17 protein-coding genes are annotated in these 19,181 nt (G+C 65.4%); 4 read left to right on the forward strand and 13 right to left on the reverse strand.

What is annotated here, in order from left to right; genetic code table 11:
- Positions 1-25: 25 nt before the first annotated feature.
- A complete protein-coding gene (gene miaB, locus OQZ28_RS12120; RefSeq protein ID WP_130731756.1) occupies positions 26-1,432 on the reverse strand; it encodes a tRNA (N6-isopentenyl adenosine(37)-C2)-methylthiotransferase MiaB in 1,407 nt (468 codons plus the stop codon).
- 3 nt (positions 1,433-1,435) lie between these two features.
- Positions 1,436-1,558 (reverse strand): hypothetical protein, encoded by a 123-nt coding sequence (locus OQZ28_RS12125; RefSeq protein WP_458136284.1) that lies wholly within the window; start codon positions 1,556-1,558, stop codon positions 1,436-1,438.
- Between the two features lie 287 nt (positions 1,559-1,845).
- On the opposite strand from OQZ28_RS12125, the gene OQZ28_RS12130 reads away from it, so the two are divergent.
- Positions 1,846-3,792 carry an autotransporter assembly complex protein TamA gene (locus OQZ28_RS12130; protein WP_130731774.1) on the forward strand — a complete coding sequence of 649 codons (1,947 nt, stop codon included), beginning with the start codon at positions 1,846-1,848 and terminating at the stop codon, positions 3,790-3,792.
- Entirely contained in the window at positions 3,792-7,994 is a 4,203-nt protein-coding gene (locus OQZ28_RS12135; protein ID WP_458136285.1) for a translocation/assembly module TamB domain-containing protein, read from the forward strand. Before OQZ28_RS12130 ends, OQZ28_RS12135 begins: the two co-directional genes overlap by 1 nt.
- Positions 7,995-8,056: 62 nt before the next feature.
- Here the strand turns inward: OQZ28_RS12135 and OQZ28_RS12140 are convergent, their stop codons facing one another.
- The 3 genes from OQZ28_RS12140 to OQZ28_RS12150 all read right to left on the reverse strand — a co-directional run bounded on the left by OQZ28_RS12140 (position 8,057) and on the right by OQZ28_RS12150 (position 10,034).
- Positions 8,057-8,365 carry a hypothetical protein gene (locus OQZ28_RS12140; RefSeq protein WP_458136286.1) on the reverse strand — a complete coding sequence of 103 codons (309 nt, stop codon included), beginning with the start codon at positions 8,363-8,365 and terminating at the stop codon, positions 8,057-8,059.
- A gap of 139 nt (positions 8,366-8,504) precedes the next feature.
- A complete protein-coding gene (locus tag OQZ28_RS12145; RefSeq protein WP_078524182.1) occupies positions 8,505-9,101 on the reverse strand; it encodes a CarD family transcriptional regulator in 597 nt (198 codons plus the stop codon).
- 57 nt (positions 9,102-9,158) lie between these two features.
- On the reverse strand, positions 9,159-10,034 hold the full coding sequence (locus OQZ28_RS12150; RefSeq protein WP_165399167.1) for a bestrophin family protein: 876 nt from the start codon (positions 10,032-10,034) through the stop codon (positions 9,159-9,161).
- 237 nt (positions 10,035-10,271) lie between these two features.
- Here OQZ28_RS12150 and OQZ28_RS12155 point away from each other — a divergent pair, with 237 nt between their 5' ends.
- Entirely contained in the window at positions 10,272-11,387 is a 1,116-nt protein-coding gene (locus OQZ28_RS12155; RefSeq protein ID WP_130731759.1) for an S-(hydroxymethyl)glutathione dehydrogenase/class III alcohol dehydrogenase, read from the forward strand.
- 3 nt (positions 11,388-11,390) lie between these two features.
- The gene (gene fghA, locus OQZ28_RS12160) at positions 11,391-12,245 is read left to right on the forward strand and encodes an S-formylglutathione hydrolase (RefSeq protein WP_458136287.1); all 855 of its coding nucleotides are present in this window, start codon (positions 11,391-11,393) and stop codon (positions 12,243-12,245) included.
- Between the two features lie 121 nt (positions 12,246-12,366).
- Here the strand turns inward: fghA and OQZ28_RS12165 are convergent, their stop codons facing one another.
- The 8 genes from OQZ28_RS12165 to OQZ28_RS12200 all read right to left on the reverse strand — a co-directional run.
- Positions 12,367-12,786 carry a secondary thiamine-phosphate synthase enzyme YjbQ gene (locus tag OQZ28_RS12165; protein WP_159262649.1) on the reverse strand — a complete coding sequence of 140 codons (420 nt, stop codon included), beginning with the start codon at positions 12,784-12,786 and terminating at the stop codon, positions 12,367-12,369.
- Positions 12,787-12,805: 19 nt separating this feature from the next.
- Complete coding sequence (gene trpS / locus OQZ28_RS12170; protein ID WP_458136288.1) at positions 12,806-13,801, reverse strand: tryptophan--tRNA ligase; 996 nt, start codon at positions 13,799-13,801, stop codon at positions 12,806-12,808.
- Between the two features lie 48 nt (positions 13,802-13,849).
- The gene (locus tag OQZ28_RS12175) at positions 13,850-14,338 is read right to left on the reverse strand and encodes a c-type cytochrome (RefSeq protein WP_130731763.1); all 489 of its coding nucleotides are present in this window, start codon (positions 14,336-14,338) and stop codon (positions 13,850-13,852) included.
- 73 nt (positions 14,339-14,411) lie between these two features.
- Positions 14,412-14,909, reverse strand: a complete 498-nt coding sequence (locus OQZ28_RS12180) for an FKBP-type peptidyl-prolyl cis-trans isomerase (RefSeq protein WP_130731764.1) — start codon at positions 14,907-14,909, stop codon at positions 14,412-14,414.
- Positions 14,910-14,956: 47 nt separating this feature from the next.
- Complete coding sequence (locus OQZ28_RS12185; RefSeq protein ID WP_110569730.1) at positions 14,957-16,186, reverse strand: argininosuccinate synthase; 1,230 nt, start codon at positions 16,184-16,186, stop codon at positions 14,957-14,959.
- A 114-nt stretch (positions 16,187-16,300) separates the two neighbouring features.
- Entirely contained in the window at positions 16,301-17,542 is a 1,242-nt protein-coding gene (gene rlmN, locus OQZ28_RS12190) for a 23S rRNA (adenine(2503)-C(2))-methyltransferase RlmN (protein ID WP_458136289.1), read from the reverse strand.
- A 105-nt stretch (positions 17,543-17,647) separates the two neighbouring features.
- A complete protein-coding gene (locus OQZ28_RS12195; RefSeq protein WP_458136290.1) occupies positions 17,648-18,391 on the reverse strand; it encodes a TlyA family RNA methyltransferase in 744 nt (247 codons plus the stop codon).
- 29 nt (positions 18,392-18,420) lie between these two features.
- Positions 18,421-19,181: transketolase C-terminal domain-containing protein (locus tag OQZ28_RS12200; protein WP_458136291.1), on the reverse strand; the 761-nt coding region annotated here is incomplete at its 5' end.

The raw sequence follows: 19,181 nt of genomic DNA on the forward strand, positions 1-19,181 counted from the left end.
TGGAGCGTGGATTGTGTCTGTTCTCTCAAGCCCTGTCTGTCTCCTCTGTCAGGACACCACCCAGCGAGTTGGTGTACCTGTGGCGGATATCCACATTGGCGATCTGGCCGATCAGGCTGTCCGGGCCTTCGATGCTCACGGCCTGCAGCCATGGGCTCTTGCCCGAAACCTGACCCGGCTTGCGCCCCCGCCCCGTAAAGAGCACGGGCACCACCTGGCCTATGGTTGCATCATTAAATGCATCCTGCTGCACGCGCAGCATGGCCTGGAGTTCCTGCAGGCGGGCATCCTTTACATCCTCGGGCACGTGCATGCCAGCGCCCGCGGCGGGCGTGCCGGGCCGGGAGGAATACTTGAAGGAATAGGCCTGCGCGAAGCCGATTTCATCGATCAGGCGCATCGTGTCGGCAAAATCGGCATCCGTCTCGCCGGGATGCCCCACGATGAAATCAGACGACAGGGCAAGATCGGGCCGCGCCTCGCGCAGGCGGGCCACGAGCGTGCGGTAATCATCAGCCGTGTGGCCCCGGTTCATGGCCGCGAGCACCCGGTCGGAGCCGGACTGCACCGGCAGGTGCAGGAACGGCATGAGCTGCGGCAGGTCGCGGTGGGCTGCGATCAGGTCATCCTCCATGTCGCGCGGGTGCGACGTGGTGTAGCGGATGCGTTCGATGCCCAGCTCACCGGCCAGCACGCGGGCGAGGCGGGCAAGGCCCCATGTGCGGCCATCCGGCCCCTCGCCATGATAGGCATTCACGTTCTGGCCAAGCAGGGTGATCTCGCGCACGCCGCCTGCCACGAGCCTGCGGGCCTCATCGATCACGGCCTGCGCGGGCCGGCTGCTTTCCGCCCCGCGCGTGTAGGGCACGACGCAGAAGGAGCAGAATTTGTCGCACCCTTCCTGAATGGTAAGGAAGGCGGAACCGCCCGCGGGGGCCGCGCGGTCAGCGGGCAGGAAATCGAATTTCTGCTCCACGGGGAAGTCGGTCTCGATCACCGCCCCCGCCGCGCGGGCGGCACGCGCCACCATCTCGGGCAGGCGGTGGTAGGTCTGGGGGCCCAGCACGATATCGACATAGGGCGCGCGGGCCAGGATTTCCTTGCCCTCCGCCTGGGCCACGCAGCCCGCCACCGCGAGCACGGTGGCCGCGCCCTGTTCGGCGCGCGCCTCCTTGACCTTGCGCAGGCGACCGAGTTCGGAGAATACCTTCTCGGCCGCGCGGTCGCGGATGTGGCAGGTGTTGAGGATGATCATGTCAGCCGCATCCGGCGTGCTCACGGCCCGGTAGCCCAGCGGGCGCAGCACATCGGACATCCGCTCGCTGTCATACACGTTCATCTGGCAGCCCCATGTTATGACATGAAGCCCCCTGGTGGATGACGTGCTGGCTTGTGGCGTGGCCACGCCGGGGCGGGGAGACAGGCTGTTCACGGGTCAGGTATCCTCAGGCATCATCGCGGGCACGCGCCCGCGCAACGGGGGCAAGACATCGGGCCTTGCCTGCGTGCGGTCAAGAGGCTTGCCGCCGATAAAGCCGGGAACACATGGTCTGCCCATCAACGCTCCTGGTGCGAAGGGTGGGGTGCCGGGCGCGGCCCCCTTGCCCGATTCAACCCGATCATGCGCGCCGGAACAGGGGGTATGTCAAGTCAGGAACGCGGGCGTGGAGACAGTTTGCAACATCTCTGGCCCGTTTTGCCCTTCAATGCGACAAATTCGGAACTTATTAAGGGCAGGGCGTTAATATCGGTTTGATCATGCACGGCGGGAATGGCAGACAAGACCCTGTGGGCAACTGACCGCATGAAAGCAGACAGCAACAGGGGCAGCACCGTTTGACAGGATTGCGTCATCTCCGCCTGGCAGCCAGTGCGCGGCGCGGGGCCGGTTATGTCAGCCTGTTCGCGGTCATGACAGTTTTCCTGCCGGGGCTGCCAGCGGCTTTCGCGGCTGACCCGCAGGACTACACCACAACCATCCGCCCCACCGGCAATGCCGACCTTGATGCAGCGCTCAGGGCATCTTCCGACCTGCTTTCGCTCCAGAAAACGCAGGCCGTCAGCCCCTTCGCCCTGACCGGGCGCATCCATAACGACTATTCCCGCCTGATCAGCGCGCTTGAAAGCTACGGCTACTACGCGGGCAGCATTACCATCACCATAAGCGATGGCAGCCACAAGGGCGCCACGCCCGCCGATGGCGGGCAGGACGGGCGCGACCCCGACCTGCCGGAATGGATGCAGGCGCTGCCCGCGGGCCACAAGGCGCAGGTGAGCATCGCGGCCACGACCGGCCCGCTGTTTCGCATCGGCACGGTCACGCTCAACCCCGACAAGGGGGATGGCCCCATTCATCTCAACGCCACCGAGGCGGCGGCCTTCGGCATGAAGCCGGGCGCAGCCGCGCAGGCCGAGGCCGTGCTGACGGCGGCGGCGAGTCTCCAGACCGCCCTGACGGAGGAAGGCTACGCGCTGGCCCATGTCAGCACCCCGCAGGCCTGGCTGCGCCCCGCCACCCATACGCTCGACATTGCCTATACCGTGCATCGCGGCCCGGTGGTGAACCTTGGCGCCTTCGCCTTTGGCGGGCTGCAGCGCACGCACCCGGCCTATATCGCGCGCAGGCTGACCATTGCGCCGGGCGAGCTGTACCAGCCCTCGCGCATCGAGCGCGCCCGGCAGGACATCGCCTCGACGGGGCTGTTTTCCGATGTGCAGGTCAATCATGGGGATACGCTGGCCCCTGATGGCTCCATGCCGCTCGATTTCGGCTTTCATGAAGGCAAGCGCCACAGCGTGGGGGCGGAGGGCGGGTATTCAACCGACCTCGGTGGCCGCGCGGGCGTGACATGGACGCATAACAACCTGTTCGGCAATGCCGAGCGGCTGCGGCTCACCGCGCTCATCACCGGGCTTGGCGGCTCGGCGGAGCAGGGGCTGGGCTATGATTTCTATGCCGACCTGATGAAGCCCGATTTCGGCTCGCGCCAGCAGAACCTGAGTGCCCGCATCGAGGGCATCAAGCAGGAACTCTATTCCTACCGCCAGACCGCGCTGCTCGCGCGCATAGGCATCGTGCGCCACGTCAACCGGCACTGGAACGTGTCGTTCGGCGGCCAGATCGAGCAGGAACAGATCGAGCAGATGCGCACCACCAGCAGCTACTTCATCCTCTCGGTGCCGCTCACCGCCAATTATGACGGCACGGGCGTGGACAACCCCATCACGCCTGCCACCCATGGCGTGCGCGTGGGGGCCAGCATCACGCCCTCCGCCTCGTTGACCGATGGCACCTCGTTCTTCGCCATCATGCAGGCCACGGTCTCGACCTATTTCGACCTCAAGCATCTTGGCCTGAGCCGTCCTGGCCGCAGCGTGCTGGCGTTTCGCGGCACCATCGGCAATGTGGAAGGGGCCTCGACCTTCGCCATCCCGCCTGACCAGCGGCTATACGCCGGTGGCTCGGCCACGGTGCGCGGCTTCCGCTACCAGGGCGTTGGCCCGCAATTTGCCAATACGCGCTACGCCATTGGTGGCACGTCGATGGATGCGGGCTCATTTGAATACCGCCAGCGCATATTGCAGAAATTCGGCGCGGTGGGCTTTATCGATGCAGGCCAGGTCACGGCGGACCGCACGCCGTTCCAGGGCACGGTGCGCGTGGGTGCGGGGGCCGGGGCGCGCTACTACACGCCCATCGGCCCGGTGCGGCTGGATGTGGCGGTGCCCCTTAACCGCCCCGCCAAAGGCGACAAGTGGGAGCTGTACGTGGGCCTGGGGGAGACATTCTGATGCCGCAAGACACGCCATCCTCCCCCCCGCCGCGCACGGGGCGGCGCATTGCGCGCGCCTGCGCGCTGGCGCTGGGCATTCCCTTCGGGCTGGTGGCCGCGGCACTGGCCATGGTGCTGGTGGCGGCCAATACCGGGGCGGGCCAGCGCGAGATCGAGCGCCGCCTGCCGGGCCTGACCGGGGGCAGCGTGCACCTGTCGGGGCTGGGGGGGCGCTTTCCCGATGCGCTGCATGTCCAGCATCTTGAACTTGATGACTACAGGGGCGCGTGGCTGTCGATCGATGACCTCCAGCTTGACTGGTCGCCCCTGCGGCTGCTCACGCGGCAGGCGGTCATCAGCAACCTGTCCATGGCGCGGCTGGCCATTCCGCGCCTGAGCGAGGATGACCCCGCCCACCCGCCAAAGCCTGAACAGCCCTCGGGCGGCAGCATCCACATGGGCGTCAACATCAAGGAAGTGCATGTGGCGCGGATTGATGTGGGCGCGGCCCTGGCGCAGGTTCCCGCCGCCTTCAGCCTGGGCGGCCATGCCAGCCTGGCCGATATCGCCCCGGTGCTCGACCATTTCTCGATCGCGACCCTGCCGCCGGCCGATATCGCGCTGAAGCTGACCCGGCTCGATCATCCCGGCAGCCTCAATCTTGTCACCAGACTGGGCAAGGCAGACGTGGCGCTGGACCTGCACGCCAGCGAAGGGGAGGACGGCTTCCTCGCCACGCTCAGCCACGTACCCGCCCTGGCGCCACTTGACCTCTCGCTGGGGCTGCATGGCCCGCGTGATAACACGCAACTCGCGCTTGCGCTGGCCACGGGCGGCATTCATGCCAGCGCGCATGGCCAACTCGGGCTGCTCGATCACCACATGGCGCTTGATGTCGCGGCCCATAGCGACGCTGTAACGGCGACTGGCGGCACGGGCTGGCAGGGGGCCGACCTCGCCACCCATCTGGGCGGCACGCTGGACCGCCCCACGGGCAACGGCACGCTCGACATCGACCGCCTGACCTATAACGACACCAGCTTCACCAACCTGCATCTGGTGGCCGATGGGCTGAGTGCTCCGGTTGCGGGCCAGCCGGAACATGCGGCGGTGCATGCCACCGTGACGGGGCTGCGCATTCCGGGCAGCCAGCCCATGCTGTTCGCTGCCGATCCGCTGAAACTTGATGTCATGTGGCGGCCCGATGCGCCAAAGGGGCCGGTCACGCTGTCGCTGGCGCACCCGCTGGCGCAGGTGACCGGGCAGGCCACCACCACGCAGCCCATTACAGCCACCTTCCATGCCGACCTGCCCGACCTTGCCCCGCTGGCAGCGGCGGGTGGTACGGACCTGCATGGCCATGCGGGCCTGGATGGCAGCGTGAGCCTGCCCGCAAAGGGGCACGACGGGCAGTTCGGCCTCGAGAGCCAGATCGTGCTTGATGGCGGCCTGCCGGTGGCTGTCGGGCTGGTGGGCGACAAGGGGCATGTGAGCGTTGCAGGCACCATGACGCCGGGCGGGAAAGGGGGCAATACGATCCGCTTTACCACGTTGCAGGTACAGGGCCGCACCCTGCAGCTTGATGCCACGCCGAGCCAGATCGTAACCGGTACGCCGCTCAATGTGGATGCCACGGCGCATCTGGCCCTGTCGGACCTGCATGTGCTGGCGCCCACGCTCAAGGGGCACATGCAGGCCGACCTGCATGCGGCGGGCCCGGTCAATGACCTCATGGCCAGCCTGAAAACCCAGGCCAGCATCGCGGCAAGCAACACGGCGGCGGGTGACGTGCAGGCCAGCCTGACCATGGCGCACCTGCCACAGGTCAGGCAGGGGGAGCTTGCCATATCCGGCACGGTGGACCGGGCTCCCATACAGGTCAGCGCCCACCTCGACAGCAATGCCGATAACAGCCGCCACCTGCAGATTGCCCAGCTGGGCTGGAAGAGCCTTGGCGGCACGGCGGACATGACGCTGCCCGATGGCCACAAGGTGCCAACCGGCATGCTTGACCTGCACATGACCCGCCTGGCCGACCTGCATGACCTGACCGGGCAGGACATCAGCGGCCATGTCGCGGCCACCGTGCACACCACCAGCGCCACGGTCACGGCGCCTGCCGCACTGGCGGTGAATGTCGATGGCGCGCTCAATGCCGCCATCGCCCGCATCGACCGGGTCGTGCTCAGGGGCCACGTGCTCGACCCCACGGGCGATGCCCCCACGACCGACCTCGACCTTGTGGTGGATAACGCCCATTTCCGCGATATGGGGGGGCGGGCGCATGTCACGGCCAAGGGGCCGCTTGCGGCGCTGGATGTGAACGCGCAGTCCACGCTCGATACGTCCTGGACCGGCCCCGCCTCGCTGGACACGGCGCTGGTGGCCAATATCAGCGGGCAGTCGGTGAGCGTGCGCCGCCTCGTGGCGCAGGCACGCGGCGAGCAGGTGCGCCTCGATGGGCCGGTGAGCGTGGGGTATGGCAAGGAGATCGCGCTCGACCACCTGCGCGTGAGCCTGACGCCGCCGCGCGGGCAGGCGGGCAGTATCGAGGCCAGCGGCAAGGTCAGCCCGGCGCTTGACCTGCACGTAGCGATCAACCGCCTCTCGCCCGACCTGCTGGCGCCCTTCGTGCTCACGCTGCACGCGCAGGGCCAGCTCTCGGCCGAGGCCCGGCTGACCGGCACGCCCGCCAGCCCCACGGGCAAGGTCAGCCTGCGCGGCACGGACCTCAGATACCATACCGATTACACATCCTCGCTCGCGCCCGCGTCGATCGAGGCCACGGCCAACCTCAATGCAGGCATGGCGCGGGTGGATGCCCAGATCGAGGCGGGGCCGCAGGTCAATCTGGGCCTGCATGGCACGGCGCCGGTCAACAAGGCCGGGCAGATCACCCTGCAGGCCGATGGCAAGGTGGACCTTGCGGTGGCCAATGCCTATCTGGGCGCGCAGGGCATGCAGGCGGGGGGCAACCTGCAGGTGGCGCTGGGCGTGCGCGGCACTCCCGCCCAGCCCCGGCTCAATGGCACGCTCAGCCTGAGCAATGGCCTGTTCCATGACTTTGGCGAGGGCATACAGCTTTCATCCATGCAGGGCACGGTAAACGCCCTGGGTGACAGGCTGGTCATTGCAACGCTCACCGCGCAAGCGGGCAAGGGCAGCATAGCGGCCTCGGGCAGTTATGGCGTGCTCCAGCCCGGCCAGCCGATCGACCTGCACGTGCATGCCGACAGTGCCCGCCCGCTGGCCAGCGACCTGATTACCGCAACACTCAATGGCGACCTTGACGTGAAGGGCCAGCTTGCCAGCCGGATCGACGCCACCGGCAACATCACGCTCAAGCGGGTGGACATCAACATTCCCGATTCCCTGCCCACCTCGGTCGCGCATCTGGATGTGATCCGGCCCGAGGATGAGAAAAACCAGGAAAAAATCGTCAAATCCACCCCGATGGTGATCGGGCTGGGGCTGGATGTGACCTCGCCGGGGCAGTTCTATGTGCGCGGGCATGGGCTGAACACCGAAATGCACGGCCATATCCACGCAGGCGGCACCGCAACCGCGCCGGTGATGACGGGGGCGTTCTCGCTGGTGAAGGGTGGGTTCTCGCTTGGCGGCATCTCGCTCGACTTCAGCAAGGGGCAGGTGGGCTTCAATGGCGTGGGGGTGACGCATGCCATCGACCCGACGCTGGATTTCGTGGCCGAGCGCAGCACCAATGATGGTACCGCCCGGCTGAACGTGGGCGGCTATGCCAGCGCGCCCAAGATCACGTTCTCGTCCTCGCCGCCGCTCTCGCAGGACCAGATCCTGGCCATCCTGCTGTTCGGCACCGATACGCAGTCGCTCTCGCCCACGCAGATGGCCTCCATCGCCGCTGCGGTGGCCAGTATCAGCGGTGGGTCCGCCTTTGACCCGCTGGGCATGGTGCGCAAGACGCTGCATCTGGACCGGTTGCAGATGAGCAGTTCCTCCAATGGCTCGGGCGGCAACGATACCGGGGCCATCGAGGCGGGCAAATATGTCATGCGCGGGGTGTATGTGGGGGCCAAGCAGGCCACGTCGGGTTCAGGCACGCAGGCGCAGGTGCAGGTTGACCTGACCAAGCGGCTCAAGATCAACACCACTGTGGGCACGGGCGGCAACGTGACCGGCTTCACCACGCCGGAAAATGATCCGGGCAGCAGTATCGGCCTGCTTTACCAGTTCAAATACTGAAGCGTCACGTCAGGGGCGGGGCAGGCGGCATTTGCCGGCAGGACACGCTCTGTTTCATCAGGCTAGGTGTGGGCTGGCGGCGTTGCCGCTTCAGCGTGCATCCGTGCGAGCCTGGCTTTGTTGAAGCGCTTGAGGCGGGCCTTGCGCCGGTTCCTGTGGGCGAGCAGGGTCTGCGCGGCCTGTTGCGCCGTGGGCAGGGAGCGCGTGTCATCAACGCGGGGATAGGCCCCGCATATGGGGTCCGGGCAGCTGCAGGTAATGAGGTGGGTGTGGTACGGCACGGGGCCCTGCCGTTTCTGGATGGCATTCATGCGGTCGAGGTTGCGGCGCGTATCGATGATTGCATCGCGGCTAAAGAATTTTCCGGCCATTATTTCCAGCCCTGCCTGTCATGGTAGCCGGTGGCCCTGCGTCTTTTGTCCCGTACCGGGCCATGTGTCAGCGCCCATAGCAAAACCGCTGGCACGGGGGCCAGCGGTGTCTTGTCGGTTGGGTGGGGAAGGGGCGGGATCAGGCCGCCTTCATCACCTCGGTCAGGTTTTCCAGTACTTCGGTCGGCTCCTTGCCTTCCAGCACGGCCACTTCGGCCACGAAGCGTTCCTGTGCGGCCTCGAACAGCTTGCGCTCGCTGAAGCTGCCATCAAGGCTGTCGACATTGCGGCGCAGGTCGCGCAGCACTTCGGCAATCTGCACGAGGTCGCCGGAGTTGATCTTTTCCTGGTAGGCCACCGCGCGGCGCGCCCACATGCCACGGCTGACATGGGGCTTGCCCTTGATGATGGCCATCGCCTTGTCCACGATCTCGCGCGAGACGATCTTGCGCAGGCCCGACTTGCGCGCCTTCGAGAGCGGGATGCGCAGCGTCATCTGGTTGCCGGGGAACGAGATCTGGATCATCTCCAGCTTCGTGCCCGCGATCTCGTCGACCCCGATCCGGTCAACGCGCCCCACGCCATGCGCGGCATAGACGATGGCATCGCCTTCGCGGAACGGATCTTCATCTTTTACAGCCGTGCTGGACTTGGCCTCGGCTGCCGTGGTCGCGGCGGCGGTCCGCGCCATGGCATCGGTCACAGTGCCCTTCTGGGTGGTTCTGAACATGCTCATGTCCGCCCTATAGCATAAATTGCGCCTGCTGTCTTGAGGCGCTTGCACGGCACGGCTTCAGCCCTGAATGCCCCTGACGGGTGCCAGCGGGGGTGGTGCGGGCAACCCGCAGGACTGCATGAGGTCGATCTCGATGGTGCGCGATATGGTCAGCATCGGCATGCCGTGCGGTGTCGCGCCAAAGGGGTCCTGCAGGTCGCTGCCGATCTTGTCGAGTGCCACGAACAGAAGCCCGACGAGTGATGAGCCGAGCGGCGTGATCCACCCCAGCGTCTGCACCATGGAAAGTGGCAGGATGATGCAGAACACCGCCGCCACCACCTTGGGCAGCACCGAGAACTGGATGGCCAGCGGCGTGTTGCGGATGCGCTCGAGCCCGCCTTGCGCGTTGCTCATGTCCGACAGGATGCGGTCGATCTGGCCCTGCAGCGCGCCATCAATATCCATCGCGCGGCATTCCGCCTCCACCCGCAGCCCGATCTGGAACAGAATGGCGGCAGGGATGTTGGCGCGGCCTTCAATGCCCGGCTTCATGGAATCAGGCAGAAGGCGCAGCACGTCATCCATGTCATCAAGCCGGCCCAGCGCGCTGCGCAGGGCGTAGGGATAGGCGGCCATGGCGCAGGCCAGGTCGGGGCAGCCGCGCAGGATGGTGCCCGCCTGCCGGGCAAAGGAGCGGCTGTTATTGGTCACGGCCCCCCACAGGGTGCGCCCCTCCCACCAGCGGTTATAGGCGGTGTTGTTGCGAAAGCTCATGAACAGTACCAGCGCCGAGCCGATGAGCGATATGGGTAGGGTGGGCTGCTCCATCCATTCCTGATGGAAGATCTGGAACATCACAACCACGACCACATCCCACGCGCACAGCAGCATGAGCGAGAGCAGGCTCTCGCGCATGAGGATCCACAAGCCGATTTTGCGATTGATGACCATATGGCGTTCCCGGAACGGTTGAAAAAAGCAGGGTGCCGTTGCCAGCCCCTTTCCCGCGCTTATCACATCGCGCGGCAGGCATGGCAGCGTGGCATGGCGCGTGGCATCATTTGTCACTTAAAGAGCTTAATGTTTTCCTGACCAGGCAACATTGACGCGCCCCGCCCCGATGCCCTTAATCGTTGCGAAGATGTACGGGCCCTGGAGCCTGCAACGCATGCAAGGAAAGACTGGTCAATGGATGTAAGGGCCGCCGTAGCCTTCGAGGCTGGCAAACCGCTTGAAATCGAGACCGTGCAGCTCGAAGGCCCGCGTGAGGGCGAGGTGCTGGTGGAAATCATGGCCACCGGCCTGTGCCATACCGACAAGTTCACCCTCTCCGGCGCTGACCCGGAGGGGCTGTTCCCCGCCATTCTGGGCCATGAAGGGGCGGGGATCGTGCGCGAGGTCGGCCCCGGCGTGCGCCACCTCAGGCCCGGTGATCATGTGATCCCGCTCTACACGCCGGAATGCCGGGAGTGTAAGTCCTGCCTCTCGCGCAAGACCAATCTGTGCACGGCCATCCGCACGACACAGGGCAAGGGGCTGATGCCCGATGGCACGTCGCGCTTTTCGTTCAAAGGGCAGCCGATCCATCACTACATGGGCTGCTCCACCTTCGCCAACTTTACCGTGCTGCCCGAGATCGCACTCGCCAAGATCCGCCCCGATGCCCCGTTTGACAAGGTGTTCTACATTGGCTGCGGTGTGACCACCGGCATCGGCGCCGTGCTGTTTACCGCCAAGGTCGAGGCCGGGGCCACGGTGGCCGTGTTCGGTCTGGGCGGCATCGGGCTGAACGTGATCCAGGGGGCGAAGATGGTGGGCGCCGAGCGGATCATCGGCATCGACATCAACCCGGGGCGCGAGGCCATTGGCCGCAAATTCGGCATGACCGATTTCATCAACCCCAAGGATCTCGGCCCCGATGGCGACCTTGTCGGCCATATCGTGGAGATGACCGGCGGCGGGGTGGATTACTCGTTCGAATGCGTGGGCAACCCCACGCTCATGCGCCAGGCGCTCGAATGCGCCCATCGGGGCTGGGGGGTTTCCACCATCATCGGTGTTGCGGGCGCGGGGCAGCAGATCAGCACGCGCCCCTTCCAGCTCGTGACCGGGCGGCGGTGGATCGGCTCGGCCTTTGGCGGCGCGCGCGGGCGCACCGACGTGCCGCGCATCGTGGACTGGTTTATGGAAAACCGCATCGACATTGACAGCCTGATCACCCATAGGCTGCCACTCGAGCGCATTAATGAGGGCTTTGACATGATGGCCAAGGGCGAAAGCATCCGCACGGTTGTGGAGTTCTGATCCATGGGCACGATCACAACCATTGAGGAACATGCAAGCTGCGGCGGCCAGGTCGGTTTTTACAGCCATCCCTCCACCACGCTGGGGCTGGAGGCGCGTTTTGGCGTGTTCCTGCCCGCCCGTGCTCTGGCGGGCGAGAAGGTGCCGGTGCTGTTCGTGCTGGCGGGGCTGACCTGCACGCAGGAGACCTTCCTCATCAAATCCAATGCGGTGCGCTTTGCCGCCCATCACGGGCTGGCGCTGGTCGCTCCCGATACCTCGCCACGCGGGGCCGCCGTGCCGGGCGAGGACGAGACATACGACCTTGGCACCGGGGCCGGGTTCTACCTTGATGCCACCACGCCTGCATGGCGGGCGCATTACCGCATGGGCAGCTATATCGATACGGAACTGCCGCAACTGGTGCAGGACCATTTTGCCGTTGATGGCGCGCGGCGTGGCATCATGGGCCACTCCATGGGCGGGCATGGCGCGCTGGTGCATGCGCTCACGGCGCCAAAGGCATGGAAGTCCGTCTCGGCCTTCGCGCCGATCTGCCACCCGGCCATCGTGCCGTGGGGCGAGAAGGCGTTTGCCGCCTATCTTGGCCCCGATCGCAAGGCCTGGGCGCGGCATGATGCGACGCTCCTGCTCGAGGCAGGCCACACCCACCCCACGTCAATTCTGATCGATCAGGGTGCCGCGGACCAGTTCCTGCACAACCAGCTTCGGCCCGACCTGCTGCGCGTGGCGGTGGGGGCTGCGGGGCAGGCGCTGCAACTGCGCGAGCACGCGGGGTATGACCACTCCTACTGGTTCATCCAGTCCTTCATCGCGGAGCATATCAGGCATCACGCCACGATCCTGGATGCGATGTAACCGGGTCTGCATGATTGTTTAAAAACAATGCGTTGATAAAAGTTTTCGAGTGCTGCCTTTTTTCAAAAAGGCAGCTTTCTCCTGAAGCTGCTTGAAAAAAGCGTCACCAGAAACTTTCTGGTCATTCACCCATCAGGTGCAGCACGATCTCGCGCCGGTGGGGGCGGGCACGGTGCTCGAACAGGTATAATCCCTGCCATGTGCCCAGCACCGGCCTGCCACTGGCCACGGGAATGGAAAGCTGCGTGTTGGTGAGCATGGCCCGCAGGTGGGCGGGCATGTCATCCGGGCCTTCATCATCATGGATGTAACGGCCGGGCTGCTCGGGCACCAGCGCCTCGAAATACCGCTCGATGTCCGTGCGCACGGTCGGGTCGGCATTTTCCTGCACGCATAGCGAGGCGGAGGTATGGCGGCACCACAGGGTGAGCAGGCCGGTTTCGATGCCGCTCTGGCGCACCCATGCCAGCACCGGCCGGTCGATCGGAACCAGCCCCTTGCCATGCGTGCTCACCTGAAGGCTGTGCAGTTCCTGGCGCATGGGGCGGTTCCTTCCGGGGTTATTTCAGGAAGCCGATCAGCGCTTCGGCTTCCGATACGATGGGATCGGCAATGACGCGGGCGCGGTTGGCGCCTTCGCGCAGGGTGTCGCACAGAAAGCCGGGTTCCCTGAGCAGGCGCTGCGTCTCGGTGGCGATGGGGCAGACCGCACCCACCACCACCTCGGTCAGCGCCGCCTTGAACGGGCCAAAACCCTGGCCGCCGAACTGCCGGAGCACATCTGCCGTCGCAACCCCGGCGAGCGTGGCGTAGATAGTTACCAGATTGCGGGCCTCGGGCCGGTTTTCAAGGCCGGCCTCCTCCGATGGCAGGGCCTCGGAATCGCTTTTGGCGCGCTTGATCTTGTTTGCAATGGCATCGGCGTCATCCGTCATCTCGATCCGGCTCTGGGCGGAGGGATCGGATTTGGACATTTTCTTGGTGCCGTCGCGCAGGCTCATCACACGCGCGCCCTGCGGCGGGATGAGGGCCTGGACCTGCGGGAAGAATTCCACCCCGTAATCATGGTTGAATTTCTGGGCAATGTCGTTGGTCAGTTCAAGGTGCTGCTTCTGGTCCTCGCCCACCGGCACTGCCGTTGCCTTGTAGGCCAGGATGTCGGCCGCCATGAGGTCGGGATAGACGTATAGCCCGGCGGAATGCTTCTCGCGGTCCTTGCCTGCCTTGTCCTTGAACTGGGTCATGCGGTTGAGCCAGCCCAGGCGCGCGACACAGTTGAAGATCCACCCCAGCCGGGCATGCGCGCTGACAGCGGACTGGTTGAACAGGATATGCTTCTGCGCATCAATGCCCGAGGCCAGCAGCACGGCGGTCTGCGCCAGTGTCTGCTGGCGCAGGGTGGCGGGGTCCTGCCATGTGGTGATGGCGTGCATGTCCACCAGGCAGAAAAGGCACTCATGGTCGCGCTGGAGCGCAACCCAGTTGCGTATCGCGCCCAGGTAATTGCCAAGCTGCGGGATACCGGTCGGCTGAATGCCGGAAAACAGGCGTTGCATAAAGGTATTTTCCGTTTTTTTGCCCGCGCCGGTCAAGGTGCGCGGTTGTCAGGGCAGGGGGTGGATCGCATCAAGGCGGCGGCGTTCATCCGCCACCAGGCTGCTGCTCAGGGGGTGGGTGCGCTCACGGGCCACCTCGGCTGCGGTAAAGACCGGGGCAGGCTTTGTGTCGCCGCGCGTGGCCAGATAGCTCAGGATGGAGGCGATCTCCTCATCTGACAGATGGGCGCGGAAAGACGGCATGAAGAAGTTGTAGGGCACGCCATCGATCTTCAGCGGGCCATTGAGCCCGTTCAGCAACACATGCATGAGGTACTGCCTGCCCTCGGGCGAGGTGGCGATCCTGTCCACGCGGCCGGTTATGGGCGGGATCTCGCCCTTCAGCCCTTCACCGCCGTGGTGGCAGATGCCGCAATTGGTGCGGTAGCGCGCATAGCCTTCCTGCCCGTGGCGCGTGCAGGCGCCCAGCAGTGCCACGCACGCAAGCAGGCAGCCCCCGCGCAGTACGGACGCTACGCGCCCGGTTGCAATACCCATGTTGGTTGTCCGGTTCCTGTACCGTCATGTGAAAAGAGCCACCCACCCGGCGGATGAATGGCTCTTTCAGGGCTTAACGGCCGCCGGGCGAGACGCCAAGCAGCTGGATCTTGAAAATCAGCGGGCTATCGGGCTGGATGATGCCCATCGACTTGTGGCCATAGCCAAGCTCGGGCGGCACGTACAGCATCCACGTATCGCCCACATGCATCTTGGGCACGGCTTCCTGCCAGCCCTTGATCACCATTTCCAGCGGCATCTGCATATACGCGCCGTGGCCATGCTGGTCAGAGCTGTCAAAGATGCCGCCATCGGGCAGGCGGCCTTCATAGATCACCATCACGCTGTCATTGATGGTGGGCTGCGCACCATCCTTCGGGCCGGACTGGAGCACCTTGTAGGCCAGCCCGTCAGGCAGCGTCTGGACACCGGGCTGCTTGCGCACGTTGTCCATGAACTGCGCCGGGGTCAGTTCCGGCTGGTCATCCTTGTTTCCGCCGCCACAGGCCGCAAGCGGCAGGGCCACCACGGCTGCGGCAAGAAGGGGAATGACACGGGAAAAGCGTTTCATGACACCTCGGCAGGCTGTTGAAGGGATGAAGGAGGGAACGCAGGCGCTCAGAGCGCGCCGCCACGGCGGCCGATCTTGGCGCCAAGGCGCAGGCGCAGCGCGTTGAGCTTGATGAAGCCCTGCGCATCGGCCTGGTTGTAGGCACCCTGGTCATCCTCGAAGGTGACGACGCGGGTGTCATACAGGCTGTTGGGGCTTTCACGGCCCACGCAGATCACGTTGCCCTTGTACAGCTTGAGCCGCACGCGACCGCTGACGGAGTGCTGGCTGCGGTCGATCAGCGCCTGCAGCATGTGCCGCTCGGGCGAGAACCACAGGCCGTTATAGATCACCTCGGCATAGCGCGGCATCAGGCTGTCCTTGAGGTGCATGGCCTCGCGGTCGAGCGTGATGCTCTCGATGCTGCGGTGCGCGGTCAGCAGGATCGTGCCGCCCGGCGTTTCGTAAATGCCGCGCGACTTCATGCCCACGAAGCGGTTTTCCACCAGGTCGAGGCGGCCGATGCCGTTGTCACGGCCCAGTTCGTTCAGGCGCGTGAGCAGCGTTGCGGGCGACATGGCCACGCCGTTGATGGCCACCGGGTCGCCTGATACGAAATCGATGGTGATCTCGGTCGCCTTGTCCGGCGCTGCCTCGGGCGAGATGGTGCGCTGGAACACGATCTCATCGGGGCCGACCGCCGGGTCCTCGAGCAGCTTGCCTTCGGATGAGGAGTGCAGCAGGTTCGCATCGACCGAGAAGGGGGCCTCGCCGCGCTTGTCCTTGGCGATGGGGATCTGGTGCTCCTCGGCAAAGGAAAGCAGGCGCGTGCGGGAGGTCAGGTCCCATTCACGCCAGGGCGCAATTACGGTGATGTCGGGCTTGAGCGCGTAATAGGCCAGCTCGAAGCGCACCTGGTCGTTGCCCTTGCCGGTGGCGCCATGGGCCACGGCATCGGCGCCGACCTGCTCGGCAATCTCGATCTGGCGCTGGGCGATCAGCGGGCGGGCGATGGAGGTGCCCAGCAGGTACTGCCCCTCATACAGCGCATTGGCGCGGAACATGGGGAAGACGAAATCCTTGACGAAAGTCTCGCGCAGGTCCTCGACAAAAATTTCCTTCACGCCAAACATCTCGGCCTTGCGGCGGGCGGGCTCAAGCTCCTCGCCCTGGCCGAGATCGGCGGTGAAGGTCACGACTTCACAGTTATAGGTGGTCTGCAGCCAGCGCAGAATCACGGAAGTATCAAGACCGCCCGAATACGCGAGAACGACCTTTTTGACATCCTTGGCGGCCATGGGAGAACGCTCCTGTCGACAAAACTTGGACAATACTTTGCCGGGAAAACCGGCGGCCTGCCCTCCTAGCACCCCACGCTGCGGGCGACCAGAAGCGAAAGGCGGATTTTTACGTCATTCCACCGGATCGGGGGCACCTTCAGGCCGGGCGGCCCGGCGCAGGCGCTGGCTTTCGGTGCGCAGCTGCCCGCATGCGGCAAGGATGTCGCGCCCGCGCGGCATGCGGATGGGCGAGGCGAAGCCCGCATCCATCACGATATTCGCAAACTTTTCAAGCTGCTCGCGCGTCGAGGGTTTGTAGCTGCTGCCCGGCCACGGGTTGAACGGAATGAGGTTGACCTTGGCCGGAATGCCCGAGATCAGCCGCACGAGTTCACGCGCATCGGCCTCGCTGTCATTGATGCCGCGCAGCATGATGTATTCAAACGTGATGCGCCGTGCATTGCTGGCGGCGGGGTAGCGGCGGCAGGCGGCAATGACTTCCCTGATGGGGTATTTGCGGTTGAGCGGCACGATCTCGTCGCGCAGGTCATCGCGCACGGCATGGAGCGACACGGCCAGGTTGATGCCAAGCTCGGCGCCGCACTGATCCATCATCGGCACAACACCGGATGTGGAGAGTGTTATGCGCCGGCGCGAAAGGCCAATGCCCTCGCCATCCATGATGATGCGCATGGCCTTGGCCACGTTGTCGTAATTGTACAGCGGCTCGCCCATGCCCATCAGCACGATGGTGGACAGCAGGCGCGGCGTATCCCCCTTGGGGCTGGGCCATTCGCCATAGCTGTCACGTGCCGCCATGAACTGGCCCACGATCTCGGCAGCACCAAGGTTGCGCACCAGTGCCTGCGTGCCGGTATGGCAGAAGGTGCATGACAGCGTGCAGCCCACCTGCGAGGAAATGCACACCGCCCCGCGGTCTTCCTGCCGGTCGGGGATGTAGACCGTTTCCGCCTCCTGCCCGTCACGGAAGCGGAAGAGGAATTTGCGCGTGGAATCCTGCGAGGTCTGCTCCGTCACCACGCCGGGGCGGCCTACGATGAAGCGTTCGGCCAGCTTCTCCTGCAGGGGGCGGGCAATCGAACTCATGCGCGAGAAATCGGTGGCGCCCTGATGGTAGATCCAGTGCCATAGCTGCTTGGTGCGGAATGGCTTTTCGCCAATCTCGACCATGATGTCGGTCAGTTCCTCACGTGACAGGCCCACAAGGTCGCGCCTTCCATCGGGCAGGGCTGCGGTGGGCGGCGCGAACTGGGCGGATTTGGCCCGGATGCGCGTGCGCTCCGCATCATCAAGGAGCGAGGCCGCCGTCCCGTCGCGTAACCGGGAAGGAGAAGTTGCGGGGGCTGCGGACATACCGGTGCTGCCTCTGTTTTTTCATGTCATGCGTAAGGGGAGGGGCGTTGCATGCCGCTCTCGGGGCCTGTGTATCACATCCGGGGCCGTGGATGCGACTGCCGATCAGCCGTCCTTGCGGGCCGCGATCAGGAATTCGCGGTTGCCTTCCGGCCCGGTAATGGGGCTGGCATCAATGCCCAGAACGCTCCAGCCCGGCAGGTCCGCCCACCAGTCGCGTATCATCGCGCACACGGCCTCATGCACCGCCGGGTCGCGCACCACGCCCTTGGGGCCAACCGCATCGCGCCCAGCCTCGAATTGCGGCTTGATCAGCGCAATGGCCCACGCACCGGGCACGCACAGGTCAAGCCCTGCGGGCAGCACCGTGCGCAGGCCGATAAAGCTGGCATCGCAAACCAGCGCATCAATCGGGTCGGGGATGATCGTGGCATTGAGCGCGCGGGCATTGCATTTTTCCAGCACCACGACCTGCTCGGTGTTCGAGCGCAGCTTCCACGCAAGCTGGCCGTGGCCGACATCGACCGCATAGACCTTCGCGGCCCCTTCATGCAGCAGCACGTCGGTAAAGCCGCCGGTCGAGGCCCCCACGTCAAGGCAGGTCAGGCCGGCAGGCGAGAGGCCAAAATGCTCCAGCCCATGCGCCAGCTTGATTCCCCCGCGCGAGACCCACGGGTGGTCCTGCCCCTTGAGCGCAAGCGGCGCATCCTCGGGCAACTGGTCGCCCGCCTTGGCAATGCGCCGGTCAGATGTATAGACCAGCCCCGCCATGATGAGTGCCTGCGCCCGGGTGCGGCTTTCCACCAGCCCCCGGTCCACCAGCATCTGGTCAACGCGTCGTTTTGCCATGAGCGGTGCTACCCCGACCGGCCTGCGGCTCAGGCCATCTGCCGTGACTGCGGCACGCCAAGCGCCGAAAGCGCGGTCGCCACGATGGCGGGCGCATCCAGCCCGGCCTCATGGTACTGGGCCTCCTGGCTGTTATGGTCGATGAAGCGGTCGGGCAGGGTCATGGGGCGGAAGCGCACGCGGTCGAGCAGGCCGGTCTTGGCCAGGTGCGTCATGACAAAGGAGCCGAATCCGCCAACCGAGCCTTCCTCGATGGTGATCAGCACCGCATGGTTGCGCGCAAGCTGCTCGATCAGCGCGGTGTCGAGCGGCTTGGCGAAGCGGGCATCGGCCACGGTGGGGGCAAGCCCCTGCGCTGCCAGCATGTCAGCCGCCTTCAGCGCATCGGCAAGCCTCGGTCCGAGCGAGAGGATGGCGATGCCGCCCTGCTCGGGGCCAGACTGGCGCTGCATTTCACGCACGATTCGCCCGCGCCCGATCTCGATGATCTGGCCCGCGGCCGGCAGTTCCAGCCCCAGCCCCGCGCCGCGCGGGTAGCGCAGGCCGAGCGGGCCTTCGTCAAACGCGATGGCGGTGGCGGTCATGTTCAGCAGTTCAAGCTCGTCGCTCGGCGCCATGAGCGTGATGCCGGGCAGGCAGCCCAGATAGGCGATGTCGAAGGAGCCGGCATGGGTCGCGCCATCGGCGCCAACAAGGCCCGCGCGGTCGATGGCGAAGCGCACCGGCAGCTTCTGCAGCACCACGTCATGCATCACCTGGTCATAGGCGCGCTGCAGGAAGGTGGAATAGA

Source organism: Komagataeibacter sp. NFXK3 (assembly GCF_054182245.1).

Bases quoted from the DNA above. Each gene is read 5' to 3' on its own strand.
- OQZ28_RS12125 (WP_458136284.1), bottom strand. From the start codon at position 1,558: ATGGGCAGACCATGTGTTCCCGGCTTTATCGGCGGCAAGCCTCTTGAC.
- OQZ28_RS12135 (WP_458136285.1), top strand. From the start codon at position 3,792: ATGCCGCAAGACACGCCATCCTCCCCCCCGCCGCGCACGGGGCGGCGC.
- OQZ28_RS12140 (WP_458136286.1), bottom strand. From the start codon at position 8,365: ATGGCCGGAAAATTCTTTAGCCGCGATGCAATCATCGATACGCGCCGC.
- OQZ28_RS12145 (WP_078524182.1), bottom strand. From the start codon at position 9,101: ATGAGCATGTTCAGAACCACCCAGAAGGGCACTGTGACCGATGCCATG.
- OQZ28_RS12150 (WP_165399167.1), bottom strand. From the start codon at position 10,034: ATGGTCATCAATCGCAAAATCGGCTTGTGGATCCTCATGCGCGAGAGC.
- OQZ28_RS12155 (WP_130731759.1), top strand. From the start codon at position 10,272: ATGGATGTAAGGGCCGCCGTAGCCTTCGAGGCTGGCAAACCGCTTGAA.
- fghA (WP_458136287.1), top strand. From the start codon at position 11,391: ATGGGCACGATCACAACCATTGAGGAACATGCAAGCTGCGGCGGCCAG.
- OQZ28_RS12165 (WP_159262649.1), bottom strand. From the start codon at position 12,786: ATGCGCCAGGAACTGCACAGCCTTCAGGTGAGCACGCATGGCAAGGGG.
- trpS (WP_458136288.1), bottom strand. From the start codon at position 13,801: ATGCAACGCCTGTTTTCCGGCATTCAGCCGACCGGTATCCCGCAGCTT.
- OQZ28_RS12175 (WP_130731763.1), bottom strand. From the start codon at position 14,338: ATGGGTATTGCAACCGGGCGCGTAGCGTCCGTACTGCGCGGGGGCTGC.
- OQZ28_RS12180 (WP_130731764.1), bottom strand. From the start codon at position 14,909: ATGAAACGCTTTTCCCGTGTCATTCCCCTTCTTGCCGCAGCCGTGGTG.
- OQZ28_RS12185 (WP_110569730.1), bottom strand. From the start codon at position 16,186: ATGGCCGCCAAGGATGTCAAAAAGGTCGTTCTCGCGTATTCGGGCGGT.
- rlmN (WP_458136289.1), bottom strand. From the start codon at position 17,542: ATGTCCGCAGCCCCCGCAACTTCTCCTTCCCGGTTACGCGACGGGACG.
- OQZ28_RS12195 (WP_458136290.1), bottom strand. From the start codon at position 18,391: ATGGCAAAACGACGCGTTGACCAGATGCTGGTGGACCGGGGGCTGGTG.